Below are 25,583 nucleotides of genomic sequence, written 5' to 3'. Positions count from 1 at the left end.
AGGCGCCGAGTTGCTGGCAGCCGACATCGAGTCGGCTCTCGGCTTCGAGGTCCACATCGACGAAACGATCCCTGAGCACCTTCGCCGGCAACCGTCTTCACCCGGGTGGTGGATCGAATGCACTGTCCCAGCCTTGAATGTCCTTATCGGCTGTACCCCAAGCGAGTCCACCCCGAGCGGTGTGGCGTGCGGACTGGCTCGGCGCATTCACGACGATGTCCTGGCCCGCAGCGGAAAGATCTGGCCCGCCGACCCTGCGGGTGGGGACCAACCATTACTCCCCACCCAGGATGGCTGGCAGGGGCAGAGCAGCTCGATACCGTACGGGCAGATCGTGACCGCAAAGGATCCCGATCCGAGTCTCGACGGCGTGATCCGATGGTGGCTCCCCCACAGCTATGACGGTCTGATCGCCAGTGACTCCGGCGATGACGTGTGGTTCTCCCGCTGGGAATTCCGGGGCGACGACCAACGCATCACACCGGGCATGCCGGTCACCTGGCTGATCGGCGAGGGCCAGCACGGAAAGTACCGCAAGGCAAGCGAAGTCCGGCCGGCGCAACCGTAACCGATTTGAGCAAGCGCCCCACCAAAGCAAGAGTCCGTGACCTGCTGCTTCAACCCCGAGTCAGCAGCTCGCCGCCGAACACAAATCGAAAGTTAATGGTGTTCAATCTCCAGGACCGCTTGGCGGCGGAACTCGACAGCATCGTTGTCACGAAGTGGCGGGTACCCCCGGTCAGGTACCCGCCAATTTCAGCGAACAGTGGATATCTATCGATTCCGTTAGCTCACGGCTTGTCGTTGATCAGCTCACCAATGTCGACTGGCAGGGCGAGGTGGAGGTCGTAGGTGGGCCACGTCAGCGTCAGCTTGTCGTCCCATCGTTCCTGCGGCCACCAGTACTCGAGGGTCCACACGTACTCCCACGGCTCACTGGTCTGCGGGTCGCCCCCCCGCGTCGGCAGCCGACCAGAACTGAGCTGGACTTTGCCATGTCCGGACTCGACCGAGATCAACTCGCGTTCGTGCCCATCCAATAGCTGGATCGTGGCAAATAGTGCCTTCGAGTCCGAATCCTGATATTCCGGCCTTTGACCGTCAGGAATCAGGCGGATACGCAGCAGGCAACCGGTGGAATAGACCTCCACTGGCCACAGCGCCCAGGAGACCTCTCCGGTTCGGCCGGTCGTCAGCTGGCCCACCAGTACTGGAATCGCCGTGTTCGTCATCTTGGGTAGCTTACAACGAACGGATGGGCCGAATTGTCTTGGATCCCATGAGGAGTCAAGAACTTGACATGCACGCCCACGTTCACCTGGTCTCCTGCCGTGTATGGGTATATGACGGTCTTCGAGGCCCGGCCGCCGCCGAAGGTCGATGACGACGAAGCAGAGTTCAACCCGACCGGAGACAGGGTAACCTCCATTCCTGTGGCACCCTGCGTGTTGACGATGTCATAGGTCAGAGCAATCCGACCTTCGTCGAACGGTCGCAGCGTGATGTAGATCGAGCCCGCTGGCCCGGTCTCGGAGTACTCCGGACCGGCCGATGCAGTCGGAGCCAGAAGAAGTGATCCCAGCACCGCCAAGCCTGCCGCTATGGCGAGAACGAATATCCGGGCGAAACTCGAGCCTGAGACTCCACTTCCCGCAGGTCTCGGTAAGGCTGCGTCGATGCCGGTCTGGGACGTAGATCGGTGAGCACCGGAACCGCGAACCGCGGCACCTTCATCAGTGAACAACATGAGAACCCCTCCGTAAGAAAAGGCGGGGAATCCCTTGGACCACAACGTCTTCACTCCCCCCGCAGTTTGGATACATAGGGTTAGACGGCAACCATCGCAGATCGGTTCCATCGGAGTTCGACGAATTTCTTTGCGGCTCTTCGCAACGGGGGCGGCCTGCGCGACGAGACCGCCTCGACCCGTCGCCATCACCGGGCCGAGTTGTCAGCGGTCGACCGATAGCCTCGTACTCGACAGCGTGACAAGATGTTCGGGTCGATGAGCGTCCCGGTGATCCGAGACGAAGGCCGAGGGGGCTCCAAGATGGTGACGACCGGATCGCGACGGCAACTGCTGAAACCCCCCTTCTCTTACCTCGACGGAAAGATCAGCTTCGGACAAGGGGCGCTTCGTGCAGCGGCCGCTTCCGCTGTGGTGGCGAGTATCGCGATCATCGTCGGTGGCGGAGTCGTGCGCGTGTCTGGTTCCGGCCTCGGCTGCCCGGACTGGCCCACATGCGCGAATGGTGCACTGTCTCCGACTCCCGAGATGGGTCTGCACGCCATCATCGAATTCGTCAACCGACTGCTCACCAGCGTTATTTGCGTAGTGGTCGGAGCAGTGATCGTCGTCGCACGTTTTCAGCGAGAACCCCGGCCACAGGTCACCCGGTGGGCGTGGGCGCAGTTCTGGGTTATCGTGCTCAACGCTGTGATCGGCGGACTGACCGTGTGGGCACGCTTGAACCCATTTGTGGTCGCTGGGCACTTTCTGGCCGCCACCCTGCTACTCGCTGCGGCAGCGGTGACCTGGGACATCGTCAGCCGACCCGATCATGACACCGTTCGGCCGATCGATACCAGCGCAACAATGCAACGGCAACTGGCCTGGGTACTACTGGCTACCACCACCGCACTGATGATCGTTGGAACAGCAGTAACCGGGGCGGGCCCCCACGCCGGTGATTCGAGCGACGTGCAGCGCATGCCGTTCGACTGGGCCACAGCGACCTGGATCCATGCCGTGCTTGCCGGCACCGTCACCATCACGGCAGCGAGCATATGGAGGTCGAGTGCTCCAGGCACCGACCTACGCCGCCGCACCACTTGGGTTCTACTGGCGCTAACGGCGCAGGTGGGTGTGGGAATCACCCAATCGGCGACCGGGCTGCCGAATACCCTTGTCGTCGTTCACATGTTGGTCGCTGCATTGGTGTTCATCGGGGCAATCCGGGTGTTCCTGGAAACCGCTCCGCACGTTCGAGCGACGTGCTCCACCTGAACGAAAATCCGTGACCTGCTGCGACAGCAGGTCACGGATGGTTGAGCCCCCTGTCAGGATTGAACTGACGACCTTCGCTTTACAAGAGCGGTGCTCTACCACTGAGCTAAGGAGGCGGGTGGAAAGCGGTTGCCATCATAGCCGGGCATGCCGACTGCGTGACACCGGGTTTACGGCATCACGCAGTCGGCACAGTGTCCCGGCGCAGTATTCAGCTACCGCGGGATCAGGACTGGGCGCCCTGACGGGCCGCGTCGTCGGCGGCCATCGCGTCGCGCAGGCTCTTCGGACGCATATCGGTCCAGTTCTTCTCGACGTACTCGACGCAGGCAGCGCGGCTGTCCTCGCCGAACACGACGCGCCATCCGGCCGGGACCTCGGCAAAAGCAGGCCACAGGGAGTGCTGTTCTTCGTCGTTGACCAGGACGAAGAAGCGGCCGTCTTCGTCATCGAAGGGGTTGGTGCTCAATTTCACCTCACTGGATACTGGCGCTATGTACGGGATCGCTCGTGGATCCTTCGGCGCCGGGTCCGACGAACCGAGGGTTCAACGGACTTGCGCGCCGTTGGAGTCCCGAGCGTTGTTTCGACCCTAGCAAGGGAGACGTTACGCCTGGGCGGTTACCTCTGGCCGGGGAATCTCAGCTCGCGAAAAAGTCGAGCAGAATCTTGTTCACTGTCTCAGGGCGCTCGAGGTAGCCGAAGTGACCGGCGTCCGGCACTTCCTGATAGCGCGCACCGGGGATGACCTCGGCGACTTCCCTGGACAGATAGGGCGGGATCATCCGGTCATCGGCGAATCCGACGGCCAGGCACGGCACGGTGATCGCCCGGTAGGCCTGCACCCGGTCGAAATCGTGATCCATCCGACGCTGCGCCCGGATGCCCGGAGTGACCGGGCCGCCGGTGAATTCGAACAGATCGAGCCAGTCGCGCGCCGAGTTCGGGTCGGCCAGCGTCGCCGGCGAGAGGTTCATCACCGCGGTCACCGCCGCCTCGTACTTCTCCGGCAGCTTCACCCCGCTGGCGTCGAGTTCGTGCTCGCCGAGCGAGAGCGTCTTCTGGAACTGGTCGAGGCGTCCGTGCCCGGCCATGAAGACCGCCTTGCGCACCAGCTCGGGCCGGGCCAGCGCCAGCTCCTGCGCGACCCGCGCCCCCATCGAGGTGCCGACGACCAGCGCCGGACCCTCGTCCAGGAACTCGATCAGCGCGGCGGTGTCGGCGGCCAGCTGGTCGATGGTCATCCCGGTCGCGGCCTCGAACGACGGCGCGATCCCGCGGTTGTCGAACGTGCACACCCGGTAACCGGCCGCGACCAGCGCGGGCACCTGATGCAGTTCCCAGACCCGCCCCGGGCTGCCGGTGCCCATGATCATGACCACAAGCGGCCCCGAACCCTTGACATCGGTACCCCGCGCGCGGTCACCTTTGACCTGGTAGTTGAGGGAAATTCCGTTCACCGTGGCCAGCGGCATATCGACCCTTTCGTGGAGTTGATGCTCCGTCCCACGGTATAGGGCGGGAGGGAGTCGGCACACCGGCCGGGGGCCGGTCTGACGCGGGTGCCACCCGCGCTCGGCGACGCCAGATACCATTGACTATTCGCACGTACGAGCGTAGTGAACCGGGAGGACTTGAAGATGGCCGCGAAGGGCAGCGCGAACGACATCGCGGACGACGATCTGGAACCACTGGCCGACGAAACCGCACGTCAGGCCCAGCGCGTTGTCGCGGCCTACGCCGAGGACGCCGACGAGTGCCGGATGCTGTTGTCGATGCTCGGCATCGCACCGAGCGCCCGGGCAGAGTAAGCCCCGCCCTTCGACGCCAACGGCGACGTCGACTACACCCGATTTCCCAGGGGACCCAGCGACGCGCAAAGGATGCGTGAGTGGACCAGATGACATCGTCCGACGACTCCGACCCCGCCCTAGACCCCGCACCTGACGAGAACACCCCGGCGATCACCGGCCCGGCCGAGTCCGGTTCCGGTTTCGTCGTCGTGGCCAACCGGCTCCCGGTCGACCTGGAACGCCTGCCCGACGGCACGACCCGCTGGAAGCGCAGCCCCGGCGGCCTGGTCACCGCGCTGGAACCGGTGCTACGCAGCAACAAAGGCGCGTGGGTCGGCTGGGCCGGCGTCCCCGACGCGGACGTCGATCCGATCATCGAGGACGGCCTCGAACTGCATCCGGTGCCGCTGACCGCGGAGGAAGTCGCCGACTACTACGAGGGCTTCTCCAACGGCACGCTGTGGCCGCTCTATCACGACGTGATCGTGCGCCCGGTCTACGACCGCAAGTGGTGGGCCGCCTACGTCACGGTGAACCGGCGCTTCGCCGAGGCGACCGCGAAGGTGGCCGCCGAGGGCGCCACCGTGTGGGTGCAGGACTACCAGCTGCAACTGGTGCCGAAGATGCTGCGCATGCTGCGCCCCGATCTGACCATCGGTTTCTTCCTGCACATCCCGTTCCCGCCGGTCGAGCTGTTCATGCAGATGCCGTGGCGCACCGAGATCGTCGAGGGCCTGCTCGGCGCCGACCTGATCGGCTTCCACCTGCCCGGCGGCGCGCAGAACTTCCTCTATCTGGCCCGCAGGCTGGCCGGTCAGCCGACCTCGCGCGGCACCGTCGGCGTGCGGTCCAAGCTCGGCGTCGTGCAGGTCGGGTTCCGCACGGTCCGGGTCGGCGCGTTCCCGATCTCCATCTCCTCGGCCGAACTCGACGAGCACTCCCGGCGGCGTTCGATCCGCGAACGGGCCGCGAAAATCCGTGCGGAACTGGGCAATCCGAAGAACATCCTGCTCGGCGTCGACCGCCTGGACTACACCAAGGGCATCGACATCCGGCTCAACGCGCTGGAAGAACTGCTGCTGGAGGAGCGGATCGATCCGTCCGAGACGGTCATGGTCCAGCTGGCCACGCCGAGCCGCGAACGGGTGGAGAGCTACATCCAGATGCGCGGCGACATCGAGCGCCAGGTCGGCCGGATCAACGGCGAGTTCGCCCAGGTCGGCTACCCGGTGGTGCACTATCTGCACCGCCCGATCCCGCGCGACGAGCTGATCGCCTTCTTCGTCGCCGCCGACGTGATGCTGGTGACGCCGCTGCGCGACGGCATGAACCTGGTCGCCAAGGAGTACGTCGCCTGCCACAGCGGCCTCAACGGCGCCCTGGTGCTCAGCGAGTTCACCGGCGCCGCAGCCGAATTGCGGCAGTCCTACCTGTGCAACCCGCACGACCTGGACAGCGTCAAGGACGCCATCGTCTCCGCCATCGAGGACGATCGCGACACCAAGCGCCGCCGCATGCGCTCGCTGCGCCGCCAGGTCCTCGCGCACGACGTGGACCGCTGGGCCCGCGCCTTCCTCGAGGCCCTCGCCCAGGGTCAGGTCGCGGGCAGCGCGCTGCTGACCGACGACGACACCTACCCCGAGGAGCGCCAGCCGTCGCGGTAAACCGTTCACAGGAATCACCCAGGTTTGGTCCAGCAAGTTCGCAGGCGGATAACGGACTATGAACCCATGAGTGGTGCGCCTGCGGAGCAGGCACCCGAGGCGCGGGTGCTGGTGGTCGACGACGAGCCGATGATCGTGGAGCTGCTCGCGGTGAGCCTGCGCTACCAGGGTTTCGCGGTGGACACGGCGGTCGACGGGGCGCAGGCGCTGGACAAGGCGCGCAGTTTCCGGCCGCAGGCGCTGATCGTCGACGTGATGATGCCCGGCATGGACGGCTTCGGCCTGCTGCGCCGGCTCCGCGCCGACGGCATCGACTCTCCCGTGCTGTTCCTGACCGCGCGCGACGAGGTGCAGGACAAGATCACCGGCCTCACCCTCGGCGCCGACGACTACGTGACCAAGCCGTTCAGCCTCGAAGAAGTGGTGGCCCGGCTGCGGGTGATTCTGCGCCGCGCGGGTCACGCCGCGCCGCAGCGGGAGAGTTCCCGGCTGCGGTTCGAGGACATCGAACTCGACGACGACACGCACGAGGTGTGGAAGGCGGGCGAGCCGGTCGCGCTCTCCCCCACCGAGTTCACCCTGCTGCGCTACTTCATGGTCAACGCGGGCACGGTGCTGAGCAAGCCGCGCATCCTCGATCACGTGTGGCGCTACGACTTCGGCGGCGAGGTCGGCGTGGTCGAGACCTATGTGTCGTACCTGCGGAAGAAGGTCGACACCGGCGACGAGCGGCTCATTCACACGCTGCGCGGGGTCGGCTATGTGATGCGCGCGCCGAGTCGCAGCCGGTCGGCTGGGAAATGACCCGGGGCCGGATCGCGGCGCTGCGCGCCAAGACCTCCGGTGTGCTGTCGGCGATCCCGCTGCGGGTGACCCTGATGCTGATCCTGGTCGCCACGGCCGGACTCGGGCTGCTGATCTCCGGCATGGTGGTCACCTCCGGCCTGGAACGCTCGCTGACCGATCGCACCGATCAGCAGCTGCGCAACGGCGCGATCGAATGGTCGCGCCGCCGGGTGCCCCCGCCGCCCAGCCTGCCCGGCGATCCGCGGCACACCAGCCAGTTCTACGTCCGGTCGGTGCAGGACGACGGACGGGTCTACGTGATCAAGGCGTTCGGCCTCGATGCCGAACCGGCCCTTCCGGATTCGCCGCAGATCGGCCCGATGACCGTGCGCTCGGTCGGCGGCGGCCCGATCGAGTGGCGGACCCTGACCGTCCGGGTGCCGGACGGCACCACCACGGTCGCGCTGCCGCTCAATCAGAACTTCGAGATCGTGCAACGCCTGGTGATGCTGGAACTGGTGGTCGGGCTGATCGTGCTGACCGCGCTGGCTTTCGCCGCCTACTTCGTGATCCGGCGCAGTCTGCGCCCGCTGCTGCGGGTGGAGAACACCGCCGCCGCCATCGCCCGCGGCGACCTGTATCGGCGAGTTCCGGTGCGCGGCAGCAACACCGAGGTCGACCGGCTGTCCAGATCGCTCAACGGCATGCTCACCCAGATCCAGCAGGCGTTCGCCAAGACCGAGGCCTCGGAGGCGGCGGCCAAGCGGTCGGAGGCGAAGATGCGCCAGTTCGTCGCCGACGCCAGCCACGAATTGCGCACGCCGCTCACCACTATTCGCGGTTTCGCCGAGCTCTACCGCCAGGGCGCGACCACCGATCCCGACCTCTTCATGGACCGCATCGAACGCGAATCGCAACGGATGGGCATTCTGGTCGAGGACCTGCTGATGCTGGCCAGGCTGGACGCACAGCGCCCATTGGAGCAGGGTCAGGTCGATCTGCTCGCCGTGGCCAGCGATGCCGTGCACAGCGCACGGGCGATGGCCGCGGCCGCGGATCCGGACGGGTCCAGCCGCCGCATCGAACTCGAAATCGAAACCGGCGAGGGCACTTTGGAGATCGTCGGCGACGAGACCCGGCTGCGCCAGGTGCTGGCCAACCTGCTCAACAACGCGCTCACGCATACCCCGCCGGAGGCCGCGGTCGCCGTCCGGCTCACCCCTACCGCCGACGAAGTCCTGCTCGAGGTTGCCGACACCGGCCCCGGCCTACCCGCCGACGAGGCCGACCGCATCTTCGAACGCTTCTACCGCACGGACAACTCCCGCGCCCGGACCAGCGGCGGCACCGGCCTCGGCCTGTCCATCGTGCAGGCGCTGGTCACCGCGCACGGCGGCTCGGTCGATGTGCGCAGCACCGAGGGTGCCGGCACCACCTTCACCGTCCGGCTGCCGCGCGAAACGACCGCGTGACAGCCGTTTTCGACTAAACCGGCGTGACCTGATCCACCAGCCAGCGATCGCCGTCCTTCTCCACCGTGGCCCGGACCCGGCTGCCCGTGGTCGTGCCCTCCGGCGAATCCTTGCTGGTGGTCACCTGATTCAGGAACAGCAGCACGACCACCTTCGACTTGTCGCCGGAAACGACGCCGCCCGCCTGCGTGGTCGCCTTGACGTTGAGCTGCTTCTCCTTGGCGCCCGGGGCGATCGCCTGCTCGATGAGCTTGAGGTAGTCGTCCTTGAACTTCGGCGAGAGGTTGTCGGCCGCCTTCGGCAGTTCCTTGTCCACCGTCTGGAAGTCGTAGGTGAACATGGCCGAGACGGTCCGGCTCGCGGCGGTCACCGCGTCCTTGCGGGCCTGCTCGGCCTGGTCGTCGTTCCAGATCCGGTAGCCGCTGACGCCGAGCACCACGATCGCCGCGAGGGCGAGCACGCTCAGCGTGGCCAGGAAGATCTTGCCGCGCTTGGTCATTCCACGAAGTGTCATCCGACGAACTCCACCTTCGAAACCGTCATGCCGGAGTCGCCGCTGCTCACGGTGACCCGGAAGCGATAGAACCGGGTCTGCTCGCCCTGCTGGCCTGCGTTGGTGAGCGACTGCTTGGCCGCGACCAGCACCGTCGCGGAGTCGTCGCTGTCGTTCTCCAGCGCCGCGTCGACGATCTCGCCGTTGGAGACCACCTTGGCCTGCTGCACGATATTCATGAACGGGTCGACCCGCCCGTCGAATTCGTTCTTGAACTGGCCGGAGGCGACCGAGAGGATCCGGTCGATGTCGGCCTTGGCCGAATCGGCGCGGATGGTGGTGAGGTTCAGGATGGCCTGCCGCGCGGTCTGCTCGTATTCGGCGCGGCGGTCGTCGCGGGCGTCGATCGAACGCACCTTCATACCCGCGAAGCCCGCGCCGACCAGCAATGCGAGCACCAGGACCGCGGCCGCGGCAACGCCGACGATGCGCCACGTCCCGGGCCGGGCCCGCGCGGTATCGGCGTCCTGCGCTTCGGCGGCGGGCACGCCCTTGGCGAGGTCGATCACCTTGCCGTCCACCGAGTCTTCGGCGACAACCGCGTCGACCGGTGCCGCGGCCTTCGTGTCGGTTGTCGCCGAGGTGGAAGCCGGTACCGGAACCGACGTCACCGCGGCGCCCGTGGTCTCCTCGACCGGCGGACCCACCGAGCGCACCGCGCGTCGCCGCGTCCGGTGCTGATCTGCGTTTTTCTCGCTCATCGTTGCTGCTCCTCGAGCATCGCCTGCCAGCTCGACGGTACCGTGCCCGAACCGCCCGGTCCGATATCGCCCTGTCGGTAGGTGCGGCCGTCCGGGCCGATGTACTGGCCGGTGGACGGGTCATAGGATCTCGCGGCAGCGGGCGTGCCGGTGCCGTACGCGGCGGGTGCCACCTGTGTCGTCCCCGGTGCGACCGGCGCGGAGGCCGGGGCTACCGGTCGCGGCGGGCCGAACGCGGGGTTGTCCCCTTCCGGGACGTAACCGGTCCGGCAGAGCTCGGGGGTCGGCGCTCGCACGCCGGGGAATTCGGCGCACGGCGTGTTGCGGATGCCGCGCACGTCGATCGGCGAGTCCTGCGGCACTTTGCAGTACAGGCCGGGCGGGGAGGGGATCGAATCCAGCTCGCTCGGCGAGCGTCGTTCGTTGGGCGGCAGGAAGCCGGTCGTGCAGGCGGGCGGGTCGTTGACCACCACCATGAAGTCGACCATGGCGCCGTATTCCACCGGTCCGCGGATGATCGTCCGCAATGCCGCGATCAGCGGCGGGAAGACGACCAGGAGTTGTTCCAGCCCAGCGTGATACGTGACGCCGACCTGTCCGGTGCTGACCAGGTTGGTCAGCAGCAGCGGCAGGGTCGGGCGCAGCGATTCGAACTGGGCGCTGACCCGCTGCATCGCGGACGGCCCGTCACGCAGCACATTACGCAGCGACGGATCGTGCGCGCGCAGCTGATCGGTGACCGTGGCCAGGTCGCTGGTCCAGGACCGGATGGCCGCGTCGGACTCGATCTGGGTGTCCAGCAGCGGTCCGATCTGGTCGAGCAGCTTCTTCGTCGGTTCCGCGCTGTTCTGCGCCTCCTGCACCAGCAGCGACGCCGAGTCGATGAATCGCTGCAGGTCGGGTCCCGCGCCGTTGAACGCCTTGAATGCCTCGTCGATCACCTGCCGCAGCCGGGTGTCGGCGACGCTGGACAGCAGCCGATCGGACTGGTCGAGCAGCGTGCCGACATCTTGCGGAAGTTTGGTGCGGCCCACCGGAATCACCGCGCCGTCGGCCAGGTTCCGGCCGGCCGGGTGGTCGGGCGGGATCAGGTCGACGTACTGCTCGCCGATCGCGGAGACGCTGCGCACCCAGGCGTTGACGTCCGCGGGGACCTTGTAGTCGCTGTCGATGGACAGCTTCGCCTCGACCCCGCTGGTGGTGAGCCGGACATCCTGCACCACACCGACATTGGTGCCGCGGTAGGCGACGTTGGCGGTCGGGTAGAGACCACCCGTCGCCGCCAGCTGCACCGTGACGTCGTAGCGGCCGATGCCGAACATCGCGGGCACCTTCACATACACCCCGCCCATGATCACCAGGCCGATCACCGTGAGCACGGCGAAGATAGACAGCTGGATGCGGACGAATCGGGTGAGCGTCATCGGCCCGGACCCCCTTGTGGCGCAGTGTCTCCCGGCATCGGCACGGTCAGCCCGGGGATGGCGGGCAGACCCGGAATCGGCGGCAGGCCTGGAATGGTCGGCGTCGGCTGGGCGCCCGGGGCGGGCGTCGGCTGCAAGGGTCCGGTCGCCGGATTCCCGCTCTGCGTCGCGGTGTCCGGCGCGAAACTGCCGATCACGCCCTCGACGCCGCCGAATCGGCCACCGAGCGGCGTGCCGGTCAACCAGTTGCTGTCCAACCGCTTTCCGGTGAGGTCGACCGTGATGAACAGGTTCAAGTAATCGCCCATGATCGCTTTGTCGAGGTTCTTCATCGGGAACGGGAAGGTCGGGATGATCTTCAGCGACTCGACCAGGTTGTTCCCCGTATCGGCCAGCGTCTGCAGGACGGGGGCGAGGCTGCGCAGGTTGGCCTTCAGGTTGTCGCCGCTGCTGGCGATGAGCCGGTCGGTGACGTCGCTGAGGTCACCGAGCGCGTTGATCGTCGCGGTGATGTTCTTGGTGCGGTCGGCGAGCACGGTGAGCGCGGGATGGATCCGCTCGATCGCGGCGGCGACCACGTCGCGCTGCTGGGCCAGCTGGCCGCCCAGGCGGTCGAGTCCGCTCATCGCCGCGATGATGTCGTTGCGCTGCTTGTCCAGGTTGGTGGTCAGCTCGTTGAGCTGCGGCAGCAGATCGCGAATGTCGTCGGCCCGGCCGCTGAGCGCGGAATTCAGTTCGCGGGTAATGGTTTCCAGCTGCGAGATGCCGCCGCCGTTGAGCACCACCGACAGCGACGAGAGCACCTGCTCGGTCGTCGGAAAGGCGCCGGCCCGCTCCAGCGGAATCAGGTCGCCGTCCTTCAACTGTCCTTGCGGCACAGCGTCACTCGGCGGCGCGAGCTCGATGTGGTTGCTGCCCAGCAGACTGGTCTGGCCGATCTTGGCGACCGCGTTGGCGGGCAGCCGCACGCTCGGGTTCAACGTGACGGTGACCAGCGCGTGCCAGCCCTCCACCTCGATGTTCGACACGGTCCCGACGGTCACGTCGTCGACCCGGACCGGTGAATTCCTGGTCAGCGTGGTCACATTCGGCATCTGGATGCGCACCTTGTAAGCGCCGTCCATGGTGCCCTCGGTGCCCGGCATCGGCAGCGAGTTCAGCCCGTCCCACTCACAACCCGAGCTGCCCAGCGCCACGGCGAGACCCACCATCAGCATGGCCATCCGGCGTGGCTTTCTCATCGCCCTCCTCCTGGAACAGCAAGTCCGGTAAGGCCGTTCGGCACGGTCACCGGCGCCGGTCCCGGCGCGGGCCCGGGCGGGGCGGTCTGCCCGGCCAGGCTCGGCGGGCTGTAGGTCAGCTGGTTCGGGAACGCGTGCACGCCGGTGGCCGGATTCAGCATGATCGGCGCGTAATTCATGGCGAGCGAACTGATCACCGGCGCGAGGTACTGCGCGCACAGATCGGCGGAGCGATCCGAGTCGTTGGTTTCCAGCGCGCGCACCGAACCGCAGAGGAAGCCGAGCGGATCGGCGGTGTTGTTGAGCGAGACCGCACCGGCCAGCGTGCCCTGCGCCGGCTTGTAGATCTGGTAGAAGTTCACCAGCGCCGTCGGCCCCGAATGCAGCACTCGCTCCAGTTCGGGCCGCTTGTCCACCAGCTGCTGGGTGACCTCGGCCAGCCGCTGCACGCCCTCGGTGAGCTCCGCGCCGCTGCCGTCCAGGAACCGCTTCACGTCGCCGAGCGCGGTATCCAGATTGTCCAGTCCCGCACCGAGTTCCTGCGCGGTACCGGCCAGCACCGAGGAGACCGACGCGAGGCGGCCGCCGAACTGCACGATCTGCTCGTTGCTCGCCGACAGCACGTCGACGAACTTCTGCAGATTGCGAATGGTGCCGAACAGGTCGGTTCGCCCGTCGGACAACGTATTCAGGGTCGCGGACAGCTCGCGCAACGTGTCCCGCAGCTTCTGCCCGTTGCCGTCCATATTGTCGGCGGCGGTGTTGACGAAGCGGCCGAACGAGCCCTGCGTGTCGTCACCGACCGGACCGAGCGTGGTCGACAGCTTGGACAGTTCGGCCTTGATGTCGTCCCACTCCACCGGCACGGCCGTGTGCTCGAGCGGAATCTCCGCGCCGTCCCGCATTTTCGGGCCGCCGACGTAGGCGGGCGCCACCTGGATGAACCGCGCCGAGACCAGCGACGGCGAGATGATCACCGCGCGCGCGTCGGCGGGCAGGTCGATGCCGCGGTCGATGGTCATCTCGACCTTCACCCGGTCCTTGCCCGGCTCGATCGAATCGATCCGGCCGACGCTCACACCGAGCACCCGGACCTCGTCGCCCTGATACAACCCGGACGTCGACGGGAAATACGCGGTGATCTTGGTCTTCCCGATCCGGGTCACGCCGCTGTAGATCGCGGCGACCACCAGCACGGCGACCAGCCCACCGGCGATCAGCAGCGCCCAGCGCGGCAGCTTGCGAGCTCTGTCCAGCATGTTCATCGCGGTGGCTCCTGAAGGGCGGGCCCGATCGACGGCGGTGCCGGGTTGGTGAAGATGTTGCGCAGGTCCTCGGGCAGATGCTCGGGCCACACCAGCGCGTCGACCAGCGGCTGCAACTCGGTGCTGGTCGCGTTGACCACGTAGGCGTTGAACCACGGCCCGTTGCCGACCTGCTCGCCCAGCGCCGCGGCGTACGGGCCGAGGCTGTCGAGCGCGTCGGAGATGTTCTGCTTGTTCCGCTGCAACAGGCCGAGCACCGAATTCAGTTTGTCCAGTGCGGGTTTGAGGATCGGCTCGTTGTCCGAGACCAGGCCGGACAGCTGCTTGGCCACCTCGTTGACGTAGACGATCAACTGCCCGATCGCGGCCCGGCGCCGGTCCAGCTCGCCGAGCAGGTTGTTGCCGTCCAGCAGCAGCGCGTTGATCTGGTTGCTCCGGTCGGCCAGGATCTTGGTGACGTTCTGCGCCCGGGTCAGCAGCTCGGACAGGGCCTGGTCGCGGGCATTGATGCTGCGCGACAACGCGGTAACGCCGTCCAGCGCCGCGCGCAGCGGCGCCGGGGTGTCGGCGAAGGTCGCGGAGAGCGTGTCCAGGGTCTTGTCCACCTGATCCATGTCCAGCCCCTGCACCGTGCGGCCGAGGTCGCCGAGCGCGTCGTTGAGCGAGTACGGAGAAGTGGTGCGGTCCAACGGAATCGTGTCGTCCCGCCGCAGCGCGCCCGAACCGGTCGGGGTCAGCTCCAGCGACTTGCGGCCGAGCACGGTGTTGGTCTTGATCGCGGCGGAGGTCTTCTGGCCGAGCACGATCGACTCGTCGAGGGTGAACCGGACCAGCACCTTGGCGCCGTCCAGATGGACATCGTCCACCCGGCCGGAGCGCACGCCGGCCACCTGGACCGGGTCGCCGGGCAGCAGCCCGCCCGCGTCGGCGAAGTACGCGGTGTAGCCCGCGCCGCTGCGAATGAACGGCAACCGGTCGAACTGCAAGGCGGACAGGGCGACACACGCCGCGACGACTATCCCGACGATGCCGATGGTGACGGCGCGTGATCGCTCGTTCATCAGGGCGTGCACCTTCCGGTCGTCTGCTTACCCGGCAGGTTCACCTGCATCGGCTGCCCGTTCGGGCCGTCCACGACCAGGTTGGTCCCGCAGACGTAGAGCTGCAGGAACGAACCGTAGGCGCCGATGCGGATCAGCTTCTTGTAGGTGTCGGGCAACTTGTCGAGCACCCACTGGATGGTGTCCGAGCCGTTGTCGAGGTTGGTGGACAGCCGGCCGGTCTGCTCGATGGTGGAGCGCAGGTCCGGCCGTGCCTGCTGGAGCAGTCCGGTCAGGTCGCGGGTCGCGCCGGCGATCCGCGGCAGCGCGTCGCCGATCGGGTCGCGGTCGGCGGCCAAACCGCTGACCAGCCGCTGCAATTCGTCGAGCGTGGTGGCGAACTGGTCGCCGCGCTGATCGATGGTCTGCAGCACCGTGTTCAGGTTGTTGATCACGTTGCCGATCAGCTCGTCGCGGTCGGCGAGGGTCTTCGCGAACGAGCCGCCGCTGTTGAGCAGCGAGACCAGCGTGCCGCCCTGGCCTTGGAAGATCTGCAACAGCGCGCCGGTCAGGTCGTTCACCTGAGCCGGATCCAGGCCGCGCAGCAGCGGGCGGAACCCGCCGAGCAGCATGTCCAGGTCCAGCGCGGGCGCGGTCTTGTCCTTGCCGATGGTGCCGCCGTCGCGCAGCGCCTCGGTCGTGCCCGGACCCTCCAGCAGCTCCAGATACCGGTCCCCGACCAGGTTTTCGTAGCGGATGGTGGCGCGGGTGCTGGTGAGCAGCCGGTACTTGCGGTCGACGGCGAACTCGACGTGCGCGAGATGGTCCTTGCCCACCTTCACCGAGGAGACCGAGCCGACCGGCACACCGGCGATGCGGACCTTCGATCCGGGCAGCATCCCGGACGAGCTGGTGAACACGGCGTGGTAGCCGTACTCCCGAGCGAAACGCATCTGGCTGAACACGATCACCAGGCCGGCGAACACCAGCGCCATCACCAGGGTGAAGATGAGCAGCTTTACCGTCGTCGCGGTGTTCTTCACAGCGAGCCCACCCCCGGCAGTCCGGCGAACAGAAGCTGGAACACCTTCGGTGCTTCGTTGGGCTTGGTGAAACCCGTGTTCGGCACGTACGGCGCTCCCTCGTTCGTGTCGGTGACGACGTAACCCGCATGGCTGCCCGGCACTCGATCGACCACGCCCTCGCAGTGCGGGCCGCCGGTCGCGTTCACCTTCGGCAGGTCGTCCGGATACTTGTAGGGCTGCGCGCCGAACATGAAGTTGGTGTTCATGCCGATGCCGGGCAGCTTGCCGCCGAACACCTCCTCGGCCAGCGGCATCATCGGGCCGAGGCCGTTGATGATGCAGCTCAGCGCGGGGGCGTACTCGAAGAGCAGGCTCGTGGTCGGGCGCAGCAGATCCAGCGCGGTGCTGAAGTTGGCCTCGTTCTCCCGCAGCACCGAGCCGGTGGTGTCGGCCAGGCCGATCAGGTTGGCCAGCACGTCGTCCAGGCTCTGCTGCTCGTCGACCAGCGTCTGGCTGGTGACGGTGGCGTTGTCCACGGTGCGCAACAGGTCCGGGACGGTGTCCGCGTACAGGTTGGTGACGTCGCCGGTCTTCACCAGATCCTGTTGCAGGGTGGGCAGATACGGGTTGATGTCGCGCAGGTAGGCGTCGCTGCGGGCGAGCAGGTCGCCCAGCTTCTCACCGCGGCCCTGCAGCGCCGTGCCGAGCGCGGACAGCGTCGCGTTCAGCTTCTCCGGCTCCACCTTGGCCAGCACGTCGGACAGATGCTGGAACAGCGTGTTGAATTCGACGGTCACGTGCTGCGCCGTCACCCGCGCGCCCGGTTGCAGCGAGGCCGACGAAGGCTGTTGCGGCACGGTGAAGTTCACGTACTTCGCGCCGAAGACGGTGGTGGAGCGGATGTCCACGCCGGCGTTGGCCGGAACCAGCTTCAGCTGTTCGGGATTCAGCGCGAGTTTCAGGCTGGCGCCGTCGGCGGTCTGATCGATCGAGACCACCCGGCCGATCTCCACCCCGCGCACCTTGACCTTGGCGTCGGGGTCGAGCACGAGCCCGCTGCGCGGCGCGTCGATGGTCACGGTGGCCGTCGAGGTGAACCCGCCGACGAACATCACCAGCGCGACGGCGACGATCGCGACCAGCGCGAGCACCATCGCGGAGCCGGCCAACTTGTAACCCACTGCTGCGCGCACTTTGTTCGAATCCGCCATATCGCGTTACCCGGAGAGGTGAAAGTTGCCGGAGGTGCCGTAGATGGCCAGCGAGATCAGCAGGGTCACCGTGACCACCGCGACCAGGGAGGCGCGCACCGCGTTGCCGACCGCGACGCCGACCCCGACCGGTCCGCCCGCGGCATGGAAGCCGTAATAGGTGTGGATCAGCATGACCGCCAGGGCCATGAAGATCGCCTGGGCGAACGACCAGAGGATGTCGCTCGGGATCAGGAAGGTGGAGAAGTAGTGGTCGTACACGCCCGCCGACTGCCCGTAGATCACCACCGTGGCGAACCGGCTGGCCAGGAACGACGCGATCACCGCGAGGGCGTACAGCGGCACGATCGCGATCATCCCGGCGAGCACCCGGGTGCCGACCAGATACGGCACCGGCCGGATCGCCATCGATTCCAGCGCGTCGATCTCCTCGGCCACCCGCATGGCGCCCAGCTGCGCCGTCGACCCGGCCCCGATGGTGGCGGCCAGGCCGATGCCGGAGATCACCGGCGCGGCGATGCGGACATTGATGAAGGCGGCGAAGAAGCCGGTGAGCGCCTCGACGCCGATATTGCCGAGCGAGCTGTAGCCCTGCACGGCAATGGTGCCGCCAGCGAACAGCGTCAGGAAGCCGACGATCACGACAGTGCCGCCGATCACCGCCAAAGCGCCGCTGCCCATGCTGATTTCGGCGATGAGCCGAATGGTTTCGGTGCGATAGTGGGTCAGGGCACGCGGAATGGCCCCCAGGGCCTGTGCATAGAACACAGCGTGTTTACCAACAGAATCGAGCGAGTCCGACATCCGACGCACTCGTCGCACGGTACGCGGGAAGCGGGATTCGATCACGAAGGCCATGCGGTCACCGCGCCGTGAACTTGATACCGACCGCGGTGACCACCACGTTGACCACGAACAAGGCCATAAAGGCGAAGACAACGGTCTGATTCACCGCATCACCGACACTCTTCGGACCACCTTTGACATTCAGGCCCAGATAACAGGCCACCAGCCCGGCGATCAGCCCGAACAATCCGGCCTTCACCTCCGAGATGACCAATTCGGGCAAATGCGTCAGCAGCGTGATGCCGTTGACGAACGCGCCCGGGTTCACGTCCTGCAGAAAGACGGAGAACAAAAATCCGCCGACGATACCGATCGTGCAGACCAGGCTGTTGAGCATCAGCGCGACGAACATCGACGCGAGCACCCGCGGCACCACCAGGCGTTGCACCGGATTGATGCCGAGCACCCGCATCGCGTCTATTTCCTCGCGAATCGTGCGTGCGCCCAGGTCAGCGCATATCGCGGTGGCGCCGGCCCCCGCGACGATCAGCACGGTGACGATCGGGCCGACCTGGGTGACCGCGCCGAAAGCCGCGCCCGCCCCGCTGAGATCGGCGGCGCCGATCTCGCGCAACAAGATGTTCAGCGTGAAGCTCACCAAAACGGTGAATGGAATCGCGACCAACAGTGTCGGCACGATGGAAACGCGTGCGATGAACCAGGACTGGTCGATGAACTCGCGACCTTGAAATGGTCTGCGCACACTGGAACGCGCGACTTCGGCCGTCAGTTCGAAGAACCCACCCACTGCGCGCAATGGCACAGCAAGGACCTCGTTCATCTTTGAACCTCCTTGCTGAAATCTGCGCGAACTGCTCACGGCACGATTCTTCACCGAGGCCGCACCGCCTCAACGATTAGAACACGTTCACTGCGTCGCCGGAAGATGTTTGCCACTTTTGAACTGCACTTTTTCTTTGCATCGGCATATGAATGTGGAACGAGTGTCAGGAGATTGATCCCACCTTTGTGCGGCGGCACACATCTCACACTCCAATGTCTACCAACTGCCCGACCCTTGATCAACAGTTGGACGGCCGATCAGCAGTTCATTGTCAGCGGGTCTTGCAGAAGTCAGTCCTCGATCGGCGTGCTTCGCCCGAGGAGTTCCACCGAACGAGCTCAGCCGAGATCGAGCAGCGCCGAGGCCGAGAAGGTTTGCCCGGCAGGGCGTTCGGCGAAATAGCCGCCGAGGGTGGCAGCGAGGTCGTCGGCGGACCATTGCCCACCGGTGGCATCGAAGCGTTGCTCGACGACGGGAGCTGCCATGAGCGCCACCATGCCGCCGTAGACCACGAAGAGTTGACCGTTCACCGCGTCGGCGGCCGGCGAGGCGAGATACGCGACCAGCCTGGCCACATGATCGGGCGAGAGCGGGTCCACCTCACCCTCGGGCGCGGCGCTGAACACGGCCTCGGTCATCGCGGTCCGCGCGCGCGGCGCGATCGCGTTGGCGCGCACGCCATATCGGGACAGCGCCCGCGCGGCCGACAGGGTCAGCGCGGTGATGCCCGCCTTGGCCGCGCCGTAGTTGGCCTGGCCCTCCGGGCCCAGCAGACCGGCCTCGGAGGAGGTGTTGATCAGCCTGCCGTAGACCGGTGCGCCGGCCGCCTTGGACTTGCCGCGCCAGTACGTTGCGGCGTTGCGGGACAACAGGAAATGACCACGCAGATGGACCGCGACCACCGCGTCGAAGTCCTCGTCGGTCATGTTGAACAGCATCCGGTCCCTGGTGATGCCCGCGTTGTTCACCACGATGTCGACGCCGCCGAAGGCCTCGTCGGCGGTCCGGATCAACGCGTCCGCGGTCGCCCGCTCGGCGATGCTGCCCGCGACGAATTCGGCCTTCGCGCCGAGCGCGCGGATCTCCGACAGGGTGTCGGACACCGCGTCGGATTCCGACAGGTCGTTGACCACCACCGAAGCGCCGGCCGCCGCCAGTGCGAGCGCCTCTGCCCGCCCCAGCCCCGCGCCGGACCCCGTAACAATCGCCACCCGGCCCGCAAGACTCAACTCATCACTCACGGCTGCGCCTCGCTGACGCTCGGCTCCGCCGTTCCTGCGGACGCTGTGTCCATGGCTCGTTCGCTGCGCTCACTCACGAGCCCGACCCTAGAACGTGTTCCATTCCATGGCAAGGGTCGGCTTCACTGGAGCCGCAGCGCGGCTTTCGGGCACTGCGCCACCGCGTCCTCGACGTCGGCCAGCCGGTCCGCGGGGACGTCCGCCGCGAGGATGTGCAGCTGGTCGTCGTCATCGAGTTCGAACACGTCGGGGGCGATTCCGACACAGATTCCGTTCGCCTCGCACTGGTCCAGATCGACGCTGACCTTCATGGGAACTCCTTTACCGCGATCCTTGCCGAAGCCTAACAAGCCGGTGCCCCCGCAGGTGGCGGCATCGACCCGATTCACCCTCAATACTGGAACATGTTTCAGTCCATATGCAATGATCGGGTGAACCCACATCGACGAAGGCCTGAGGTATTTGCCATGCGCATTGCGTACACGCCGCAGCAGGAGGAGCTACGCGCGGAGCTGCGCGACTACTTCGCGCGACTCATCACTCCCGAGCGCCGGGCTGCGCTCAGCGCGCAGACCGGCGAGTACGGCCAGGGCAACGTCTACCGCGAGGTCGTGCAGGAGATGGGCCGCGACGGCTGGCTGACCCTGGCCTGGCCGAAGGAGTTCGGCGGGCAGGACCGGCCGACCATGGATCAGCTGATCTTCACCGACGAGGCCGCGATCGCCGGCGCGCCGGTGCCGTTCCTGACCATCAACTCGGTCGCGCCGACGATCATGCACTACGGCAGCGAGGAGCAGAAGCGCTTCTTCCTGCCCAAGATCGCCGCGGGCGAGCTGCACTTCGCCATCGGCTACTCCGAGCCCGGCGCGGGCACCGACCTGGCCAGCCTGCGCACCAGCGCGGTGCGCGACGGCGACGACTACGTGATCAACGGTCAGAAGATGTGGACCAGCCTGATCGCGTACGCCGACTACATCTGGCTCGCGGTGCGCACCGACCCGAACGTCAAGAAGCACAAGGGCATCAGCATGCTCATCGTGCCGACCACGGCCGAGGGCTTCTCCTGGACGCCCGTGCACACCATGGCCGGACCGGACACCAGCGCCACTTACTACCAGGACGTCCGGGTGCCCGCGAGCGCACTGGTCGGGCAGGAGAACGGCGGCTGGTCGCTGATCACCAACCAGCTCAATCACGAGCGCGTCGCGCTGACCTCGGCCGGGCCGCTCGGCCTCGCGGTGAGCCAGACCGTCGAATGGGCGCGTAACACCAAGGCGAGCAACGGCTCCCGGGTGATCGATCAGGAATGGGTGCAGCTCAACCTGGCCCGGGTGTACGCCAAGGTCGAGTACCTGAAGCTGCTCAACTGGGAGATCGCCAGCCGGGCCGACGCGGGCGGTGACGCCGCGCCGCGGCCGTGGGACGCCTCCACCTGCAAGGTGTACGGCACCGAGCTGGCCACCGAGGCCTACCGGCTGCTCATGGAAGTCCTCGGCCCGCAGGCGTATCTGCGCCAGGACTCACATGGCGAAGCACTGCGCGGCCGGCTCGAACGGATGCACCGGGCCGCGCTGATCCTCACGTTCGGCGGCGGCACCAACGAGGTGCAGCGCGACATCATCGCCATGACCGCCCTCAAGCAGCCCGCCGCGGCGCGCTGACTCGGAAAGCAGGTAGCAGACATGGATTTCATGCCCACCGAGGCGCAACTCGATCTGGGCCGGCTGACCGGCGAGGTGTGCGGCAAGCTCGTCACCGCCGACCGGCTGCGCGAACTCGACACCGCGACCGAACGATTCGACGAGGCGCTGTGGGGATCGCTGGCCGAGACCGGCGTGCTCGCGGCGGCGCTGCCGGAGGCCGTCGGCGGCAACGACTTCGGCGTGCTCGAGCAGACCGCCGTGCTGCGGGAGCTCGGCAAGCATCTGGCCGCGGTGCCGTACCTGTGGTCGATCGTGGTCGGGGCCGGTGCGCTGGCCCGGTTCGGCGATGCGGCGCAACAGGATCGGGCGACGCAGGCGGGTGCGGGTCAGGTGATCCTGACCGCCGCGCTCAGCGAAGAGCGCAACTGGGAGCCCACCAAGCCCGCCACCACTGCCGTCGAGGCGGACGGCGGCTGGCGGCTCACCGGCGCCAAGATCACCGTGCCGTTCGCCGGCCGGGCCGACCGAATCCTGGTTCCGGCCACGGTATCCGGTGCGGCGGCGGTGTTCCTCGTCGATCCAGCGGCGGTGACGGTGACCGCGCAGGAAGTGGTCGACCACACGCCGGAGTACGCGATCGAACTCACCGATGCGCCTGCCGAATTGGTCGGCACCGTCGAGGGCGGCGCCGAGATTCTCGACTGGCTGCTCACCCGCGCCTGGCTCGGGCTCAGCGCGCTCCAGCTCGGGACCTTGGAGCGTGCCCTCGAACTGGTCGCCGAATATGCCCGTGAGCGTGAGCAATTCGGTAAAGCGGTCGGCAGCTTCCAGGCCGTGGCGCAGCGGCTGTCCGATGCCTACATCGATGTTCAGGGCCTGCGACTGGCGGTTACCCAGGCGGCCTGGCAGATCTCCGAAGATCTGCCCAGCGGGGAAGCGGTGCACACGGCCAAGTTCTGGGCCGCCGACGCGGGGCATCGGGTGGCGCACACCGTCATTCACGTGCACGGCGGTGTCGGCATCGACCGGGATCACATCGTGCACAACTACTTCACCGCGGCCAAGCACAACGAGTTCGCGCTCGGCGGCGGGACCGATCACCTTCGCGCGCTCGGTGCGCTGTTGGCGGCCGGGGCGTCCTGATCTGTCCCGAACAAGAACGCCTCGCCGGTACCGGCGGGGCGTTTTTGCTATGCCGACATGAAGAGCGCGTCTCACGAGTTACGTTGCGAGCAAAGCTCTTTGCGGCAACGCACAGCTGCGGTCCGGCGAACGAAGGGTCGGCCCCCGATCGAGAACGGAACCATCCGGCCCCTCGCTGGTACCGAATATCGTGCATGCCCGGGCAACCGCCCGCGTGACACCGCGTGCGCACCGCGCACCGCATAGTCCGGAGGACGATATTCCAGCCGTACGTTCCGCCTTCGCCCGCCTCGCGGTCGCCGTGCTCGGGATGCTCGCCGTGGCGGGTGCCGCGCCGGCAACCGACGCGCGTCCCGACGTCACGAGCGGGCAGGGTGCCGAGACCGCGCTACCGGTGGCCGACCTCACCGCACTGATCGAGCAAGCAGGCGCCCGCGCCGCCAGCGCCGAGGCGCGCGGCGCCTCCGCACTCGAGGCGATCGCGTCTGTCCACACCGACGAGCCGGGGACCTCGCCGAGCGACACCACCCAGACCCAGGAGGTCAAACCGGTTGCGGCCGAAGACATCCAGTTCCGGCCGTCGCTGCCTGCCGCACAGAAGGCCACGGTAGCGGCGGCCAAGGCCGCGACCGCCGCCCTCACCAGCATCGAGAAGCTGCCGAACCCGCCGAAGAACGTCCAACTGACCGCGGCGGCAGCGAAACACGCCGCCGACCAGGCAGCGGCGGCGCCGATCGATATCGCGCTCGCCAATATCGCCGCGACAGCGGAGAACAAGGCCCTCGCCGCCAGCGCCGCGGCATTCGGCACGACCTCGGCCGAGGTGGAGTGGGTCACGACCGGCTAGCCGCCGACCAGGCCGAAGTCATTGCGGCGCAGTCGAAGTCAGATAGCGCTGGAGGGTCGGCGCGATGTCGGCGATGAGTTCGTCGCGGGTGAACGCGACGACCGGGGGGATGCGCAGGATGTAGCGGCAGAGGGCGATGCCGAGGAGCTGGGCGACGACCAGGCCGCTGCGGCGGGGGGCGTCGGCGGGGTCGCCGAAGCGGAGGACGGCGGGGAGGACCTGCTGGGCGAAGACGTTGCGGAAGCGTTCGGTGACGGCTTCGTCGGTGATGGACGAGCGCAGCAAGGTCAGCAGAACGGCGTTGCCCGGCGGCTCTTCCCAGAGGGCGAGGAAGCGGCGGATCAGCAGTTCGCCGACCTCGCCCTCGTCGGCGGCGGCCAGATCGGGCAGGGCGAGATCGATGTCGACCGCGGCGGCGAACAGGCCGTCCTTGCTGCCGAAATAGCGCATGACCATGGACGGGTCGATCGCCGCGTCTCCGGCGATCGCGCGGATGGTCGCCTTGCCGTATCCCTCGGCGGCAAATCGGGCACGGGCGGCGTCCAGGATCGCCGCACGGGTCGCATCCGAGCGACGCGCGGGCTGCTGATCAGGCTCGATCGTCATGCCAACGAATGTAGGCCAACAACTGTTGACTTCGCAACGTGAACCGCGCTACGGTTATGCCAACAGGCGTTGGCCTACAGTTGTTGACCTCAGGAGTTCCGATGAACACCACCCAGAACCCGCTCCCCGACAGCACTTCCGTCGTGATCGTCGGCGCGGGCCCCGCCGGACTGACCGCGGCGATCACCCTGGCCGATGCCGGCGTCGACTTCGTCCTGCTCGACCGGCTCACCGAGGGCGCCAACACTTCTCGCGCCGCCGTCGTGCACGCCAGGACCCTCGAGGTGCTACACGAGCTCGGCATCGCCGAGGAGCTGATCGCCAAAGGCCTTGTGGTGCCGCGATTCACGGTGCACGACGGTGCCCGCACCCTGGCGACCATCCGATTCGACGGCCTCCCGACCCGGTACCCGTACACCCTCATGGCACCGCAGGACACCACCGAGGCGGTACTGCTCGCCCGGCTGCGCAAGGCAGGCGGCGACGTCCACCGGCCGTACCAGGTGACCCGCGTTGCCGACGAAAACAACGGCGTCACAGTCGAATACACCGACAGCGTCGGCGCCACCGGCACGGTCCGCGCCGACTACGTCATCGGTGCCGACGGCATGCACAGCGTCGTCCGCGAGCAAGCGGGCATCGGATTCACCGGCGACACCTACCCCACCTCCTTCGTCCTCGCCGACGTCCGCATGGACTGGCCGATCGCCCGCGACGAAGTGGCACTGCACCTTTCGCCAGAGGGCGTCACCGTGGTCGCACCCCTGCCCGACGAGTCCGAACCGAACCGCTACCGCGTAGTCGCCACCCTCGACGAAGCCCCCGAACACCCCACCCGCGACGACATCCAGACCATCCTCGACACCCGCGGCCCCGGCGGCGACGTCAAAGTCCGTGAGGTGCTGTGGAGCTCACGCTTCCGCGTCCACCACCGCGTCGCCGACCACTACCGCGCCGGCCGAATCCTCCTGGCCGGCGACGCCGCCCACGTACACAGCCCCGCCGGCGGCCAAGGCATGAACACCGGCATCCAAGACGCCGCCACCCTGGGCCCCCTCCTCGCCCGAGTCCTCCACGGCGACCCCACAACCCTCCTCGACACCTACGAAACCACCAGGCGCCCGATAGCCCTCGCCGTAGTCACCTTCACCGACCGCATGACCCGCATGGCCACCCTCCGCCCCCGCCCCGCCCGCACCCTCCGCAACCTAGCCCTCTCCACCCTCACCCGAATCCCCGCCATCCGCACCACCCTCGCCCACCGCTTGGCCGAACTCGCCAACCGCTGACT

Annotated in this window: 26 protein-coding genes and 1 tRNA gene; 10 read left to right on the top strand and 17 right to left on the bottom strand. The window is 67.2% G+C overall.

The features are described 5' to 3' along the window. The first annotated feature begins 133 nt into the window (after positions 1 to 133). Positions 134 to 568: a hypothetical protein gene (locus tag F3087_RS21570; RefSeq protein ID WP_150403827.1), complete on the top strand. Its 435-nt coding sequence runs from the start codon at positions 134 to 136 to the stop codon at positions 566 to 568. Between the two features lie 223 nt (positions 569 to 791). Here F3087_RS21570 and F3087_RS21565 read toward each other — a convergent pair whose 3' ends face one another. After that, the gene (locus tag F3087_RS21565) at positions 792 to 1,232 is read right to left on the bottom strand and encodes a hypothetical protein (protein ID WP_150403826.1); all 441 of its coding nucleotides are present in this window, start codon (positions 1,230 to 1,232) and stop codon (positions 792 to 794) included. Positions 1,233 to 2,050: 818 nt separating this feature from the next. Here F3087_RS21565 and F3087_RS21560 point away from each other — a divergent pair. Continuing rightward, positions 2,051 to 3,007, top strand: a complete 957-nt coding sequence (locus tag F3087_RS21560; protein WP_223885254.1) for a COX15/CtaA family protein — start codon at positions 2,051 to 2,053, stop codon at positions 3,005 to 3,007. 44 nt (positions 3,008 to 3,051) lie between these two features. Here the strand turns inward: F3087_RS21560 and F3087_RS21555 are convergent. The 3 genes from F3087_RS21555 to F3087_RS21545 form a co-directional block, all read right to left on the bottom strand. Beyond that, a tRNA-Thr gene (locus F3087_RS21555) sits at positions 3,052 to 3,123 on the bottom strand. A 110-nt stretch (positions 3,124 to 3,233) separates the two neighbouring features. Beyond that, entirely contained in the window at positions 3,234 to 3,476 is a 243-nt protein-coding gene (locus F3087_RS21550; protein WP_011207082.1) for an MbtH family protein, read from the bottom strand. Positions 3,477 to 3,648: 172 nt separating this feature from the next. After that, positions 3,649 to 4,482 (bottom strand): alpha/beta fold hydrolase, encoded by an 834-nt coding sequence (locus F3087_RS21545; protein WP_150403825.1) that lies wholly within the window; start codon positions 4,480 to 4,482, stop codon positions 3,649 to 3,651. Between the two features lie 144 nt (positions 4,483 to 4,626). On the opposite strand from F3087_RS21545, the gene F3087_RS21540 reads away from it, so the two are divergent. The 4 genes from F3087_RS21540 (at position 4,627) to F3087_RS21525 (ending at position 8,722) form a co-directional block, all read left to right on the top strand. Further along, positions 4,627 to 4,818, top strand: a complete 192-nt coding sequence (locus F3087_RS21540) for a hypothetical protein (protein ID WP_150403824.1) — start codon at positions 4,627 to 4,629, stop codon at positions 4,816 to 4,818. Between the two features lie 89 nt (positions 4,819 to 4,907). Next, entirely contained in the window at positions 4,908 to 6,464 is a 1,557-nt protein-coding gene (locus F3087_RS21535; protein WP_150404003.1) for an alpha,alpha-trehalose-phosphate synthase (UDP-forming), read from the top strand. A 66-nt stretch (positions 6,465 to 6,530) separates the two neighbouring features. Continuing rightward, positions 6,531 to 7,268, top strand: a complete 738-nt coding sequence (locus F3087_RS21530) for a response regulator transcription factor (protein WP_150403823.1) — start codon at positions 6,531 to 6,533, stop codon at positions 7,266 to 7,268. Then, positions 7,265 to 8,722 carry a sensor histidine kinase gene (locus tag F3087_RS21525; protein WP_150403822.1) on the top strand — a complete coding sequence of 486 codons (1,458 nt, stop codon included), beginning with the start codon at positions 7,265 to 7,267 and terminating at the stop codon, positions 8,720 to 8,722. Before F3087_RS21530 ends, F3087_RS21525 begins: the two co-directional genes overlap by 4 nt. 13 nt (positions 8,723 to 8,735) lie before the next feature. Here the strand turns inward: F3087_RS21525 and F3087_RS21520 are convergent, their stop codons facing one another. The 12 genes from F3087_RS21520 to F3087_RS21465 form a co-directional block, all read right to left on the bottom strand. Then, positions 8,736 to 9,236: a h domain protein gene (locus tag F3087_RS21520; protein WP_223885253.1), complete on the bottom strand. Its 501-nt coding sequence runs from the start codon at positions 9,234 to 9,236 to the stop codon at positions 8,736 to 8,738. Then, positions 9,233 to 9,976: a hypothetical protein gene (locus F3087_RS21515; protein ID WP_150403821.1), complete on the bottom strand. Its 744-nt coding sequence runs from the start codon at positions 9,974 to 9,976 to the stop codon at positions 9,233 to 9,235. Before F3087_RS21515 ends, F3087_RS21520 begins: the two co-directional genes overlap by 4 nt. After that, positions 9,973 to 11,400 carry an MCE family protein gene (locus F3087_RS21510; RefSeq protein WP_150403820.1) on the bottom strand — a complete coding sequence of 476 codons (1,428 nt, stop codon included), beginning with the start codon at positions 11,398 to 11,400 and terminating at the stop codon, positions 9,973 to 9,975. Before F3087_RS21510 ends, F3087_RS21515 begins: the two co-directional genes overlap by 4 nt. Further along, positions 11,397 to 12,641: an MCE family protein gene (locus F3087_RS21505; RefSeq protein WP_150403819.1), complete on the bottom strand. Its 1,245-nt coding sequence runs from the start codon at positions 12,639 to 12,641 to the stop codon at positions 11,397 to 11,399. Before F3087_RS21505 ends, F3087_RS21510 begins: the two co-directional genes overlap by 4 nt. Further along, positions 12,638 to 13,906: an MCE family protein gene (locus F3087_RS21500; RefSeq protein WP_150403818.1), complete on the bottom strand. Its 1,269-nt coding sequence runs from the start codon at positions 13,904 to 13,906 to the stop codon at positions 12,638 to 12,640. The genes F3087_RS21505 and F3087_RS21500 overlap by 4 nt, the downstream gene beginning before the upstream one ends. Beyond that, positions 13,903 to 14,967, bottom strand: a complete 1,065-nt coding sequence (locus F3087_RS21495; RefSeq protein ID WP_150403817.1) for an MCE family protein — start codon at positions 14,965 to 14,967, stop codon at positions 13,903 to 13,905. The genes F3087_RS21500 and F3087_RS21495 overlap by 4 nt, the downstream gene beginning before the upstream one ends. After that, on the bottom strand, positions 14,967 to 15,989 hold the full coding sequence (locus F3087_RS21490; RefSeq protein WP_150403816.1) for an MCE family protein: 1,023 nt from the start codon (positions 15,987 to 15,989) through the stop codon (positions 14,967 to 14,969). The genes F3087_RS21495 and F3087_RS21490 overlap by 1 nt, the downstream gene beginning before the upstream one ends. Continuing rightward, positions 15,986 to 17,182: an MCE family protein gene (locus F3087_RS21485; RefSeq protein ID WP_150403815.1), complete on the bottom strand. Its 1,197-nt coding sequence runs from the start codon at positions 17,180 to 17,182 to the stop codon at positions 15,986 to 15,988. Before F3087_RS21485 ends, F3087_RS21490 begins: the two co-directional genes overlap by 4 nt. A gap of 6 nt (positions 17,183 to 17,188) precedes the next feature. Beyond that, entirely contained in the window at positions 17,189 to 18,040 is an 852-nt protein-coding gene (locus F3087_RS21480) for an MlaE family ABC transporter permease (RefSeq protein ID WP_150403814.1), read from the bottom strand. Between the two features lie 4 nt (positions 18,041 to 18,044). Continuing rightward, positions 18,045 to 18,809: an MlaE family ABC transporter permease gene (locus F3087_RS21475; protein ID WP_150403813.1), complete on the bottom strand. Its 765-nt coding sequence runs from the start codon at positions 18,807 to 18,809 to the stop codon at positions 18,045 to 18,047. Positions 18,810 to 19,150: 341 nt separating this feature from the next. After that, complete coding sequence (locus F3087_RS21470; RefSeq protein ID WP_150403812.1) at positions 19,151 to 20,053, bottom strand: 3-oxoacyl-ACP reductase; 903 nt, start codon at positions 20,051 to 20,053, stop codon at positions 19,151 to 19,153. Between the two features lie 122 nt (positions 20,054 to 20,175). Beyond that, positions 20,176 to 20,364, bottom strand: coding sequence for a ferredoxin (locus F3087_RS21465; RefSeq protein WP_150403811.1), 189 nt, complete (start codon positions 20,362 to 20,364; stop codon positions 20,176 to 20,178). Between the two features lie 156 nt (positions 20,365 to 20,520). On the opposite strand from F3087_RS21465, the gene F3087_RS21460 reads away from it, so the two are divergent. The 3 genes from F3087_RS21460 to F3087_RS21450 all read left to right on the top strand — a co-directional run bounded on the left by F3087_RS21460 (position 20,521) and on the right by F3087_RS21450 (position 23,686). Continuing rightward, positions 20,521 to 21,714, top strand: coding sequence for an acyl-CoA dehydrogenase family protein (locus F3087_RS21460; protein ID WP_150403810.1), 1,194 nt, complete (start codon positions 20,521 to 20,523; stop codon positions 21,712 to 21,714). A 21-nt stretch (positions 21,715 to 21,735) separates the two neighbouring features. Continuing rightward, positions 21,736 to 22,839, top strand: coding sequence for an acyl-CoA dehydrogenase family protein (locus F3087_RS21455; protein ID WP_150403809.1), 1,104 nt, complete (start codon positions 21,736 to 21,738; stop codon positions 22,837 to 22,839). A gap of 214 nt (positions 22,840 to 23,053) precedes the next feature. Beyond that, entirely contained in the window at positions 23,054 to 23,686 is a 633-nt protein-coding gene (locus F3087_RS21450; RefSeq protein WP_150403808.1) for a hypothetical protein, read from the top strand. A gap of 18 nt (positions 23,687 to 23,704) precedes the next feature. Here the strand turns inward: F3087_RS21450 and F3087_RS21445 are convergent, their stop codons facing one another. Next, the gene (locus F3087_RS21445; protein WP_150403807.1) at positions 23,705 to 24,292 is read right to left on the bottom strand and encodes a TetR/AcrR family transcriptional regulator; all 588 of its coding nucleotides are present in this window, start codon (positions 24,290 to 24,292) and stop codon (positions 23,705 to 23,707) included. 101 nt (positions 24,293 to 24,393) lie between these two features. Here F3087_RS21445 and F3087_RS21440 point away from each other — a divergent pair, with 101 nt between their 5' ends. Next, positions 24,394 to 25,581: an FAD-dependent oxidoreductase gene (locus F3087_RS21440; protein ID WP_150403806.1), complete on the top strand. Its 1,188-nt coding sequence runs from the start codon at positions 24,394 to 24,396 to the stop codon at positions 25,579 to 25,581. The last annotated feature ends 2 nt before the right edge of the window (positions 25,582 to 25,583 follow it).

This window comes from Nocardia colli, from assembly GCF_008704205.1.
Classification (GTDB): Bacteria; Actinomycetota; Actinomycetes; order Mycobacteriales; family Mycobacteriaceae; genus Nocardia; species Nocardia colli.
Note: the sequence above shows the minus strand (reverse complement) of the source record. Positions and strands in the feature narration are given on the sequence as shown.

Bases quoted from the DNA above. Each gene is read 5' to 3' on its own strand.
- F3087_RS21565 (WP_150403826.1), bottom strand. From the start codon at position 1,232: ATGACGAACACGGCGATTCCAGTACTGGTGGGCCAGCTGACGACCGGC.
- F3087_RS21560 (WP_223885254.1), top strand. From the start codon at position 2,051: ATGGTGACGACCGGATCGCGACGGCAACTGCTGAAACCCCCCTTCTCT.
- F3087_RS21545 (WP_150403825.1), bottom strand. From the start codon at position 4,482: ATGCCGCTGGCCACGGTGAACGGAATTTCCCTCAACTACCAGGTCAAA.
- F3087_RS21535 (WP_150404003.1), top strand. From the start codon at position 4,908: ATGACATCGTCCGACGACTCCGACCCCGCCCTAGACCCCGCACCTGAC.
- F3087_RS21530 (WP_150403823.1), top strand. From the start codon at position 6,531: ATGAGTGGTGCGCCTGCGGAGCAGGCACCCGAGGCGCGGGTGCTGGTG.
- F3087_RS21525 (WP_150403822.1), top strand. From the start codon at position 7,265: ATGACCCGGGGCCGGATCGCGGCGCTGCGCGCCAAGACCTCCGGTGTG.
- F3087_RS21520 (WP_223885253.1), bottom strand. From the start codon at position 9,236: ATGACACTTCGTGGAATGACCAAGCGCGGCAAGATCTTCCTGGCCACG.
- F3087_RS21515 (WP_150403821.1), bottom strand. From the start codon at position 9,976: ATGAGCGAGAAAAACGCAGATCAGCACCGGACGCGGCGACGCGCGGTG.
- F3087_RS21510 (WP_150403820.1), bottom strand. From the start codon at position 11,400: ATGACGCTCACCCGATTCGTCCGCATCCAGCTGTCTATCTTCGCCGTG.
- F3087_RS21505 (WP_150403819.1), bottom strand. From the start codon at position 12,641: ATGAGAAAGCCACGCCGGATGGCCATGCTGATGGTGGGTCTCGCCGTG.
- F3087_RS21500 (WP_150403818.1), bottom strand. From the start codon at position 13,906: ATGAACATGCTGGACAGAGCTCGCAAGCTGCCGCGCTGGGCGCTGCTG.
- F3087_RS21495 (WP_150403817.1), bottom strand. From the start codon at position 14,967: ATGAACGAGCGATCACGCGCCGTCACCATCGGCATCGTCGGGATAGTC.
- F3087_RS21485 (WP_150403815.1), bottom strand. From the start codon at position 17,182: ATGGCGGATTCGAACAAAGTGCGCGCAGCAGTGGGTTACAAGTTGGCC.
- F3087_RS21480 (WP_150403814.1), bottom strand. From the start codon at position 18,040: ATGGCCTTCGTGATCGAATCCCGCTTCCCGCGTACCGTGCGACGAGTG.
- F3087_RS21475 (WP_150403813.1), bottom strand. From the start codon at position 18,809: ATGAACGAGGTCCTTGCTGTGCCATTGCGCGCAGTGGGTGGGTTCTTC.
- F3087_RS21465 (WP_150403811.1), bottom strand. From the start codon at position 20,364: ATGAAGGTCAGCGTCGATCTGGACCAGTGCGAGGCGAACGGAATCTGT.
- F3087_RS21460 (WP_150403810.1), top strand. From the start codon at position 20,521: ATGCGCATTGCGTACACGCCGCAGCAGGAGGAGCTACGCGCGGAGCTG.
- F3087_RS21455 (WP_150403809.1), top strand. From the start codon at position 21,736: ATGGATTTCATGCCCACCGAGGCGCAACTCGATCTGGGCCGGCTGACC.
- F3087_RS21445 (WP_150403807.1), bottom strand. From the start codon at position 24,292: ATGACGATCGAGCCTGATCAGCAGCCCGCGCGTCGCTCGGATGCGACC.
- F3087_RS21440 (WP_150403806.1), top strand. From the start codon at position 24,394: ATGAACACCACCCAGAACCCGCTCCCCGACAGCACTTCCGTCGTGATC.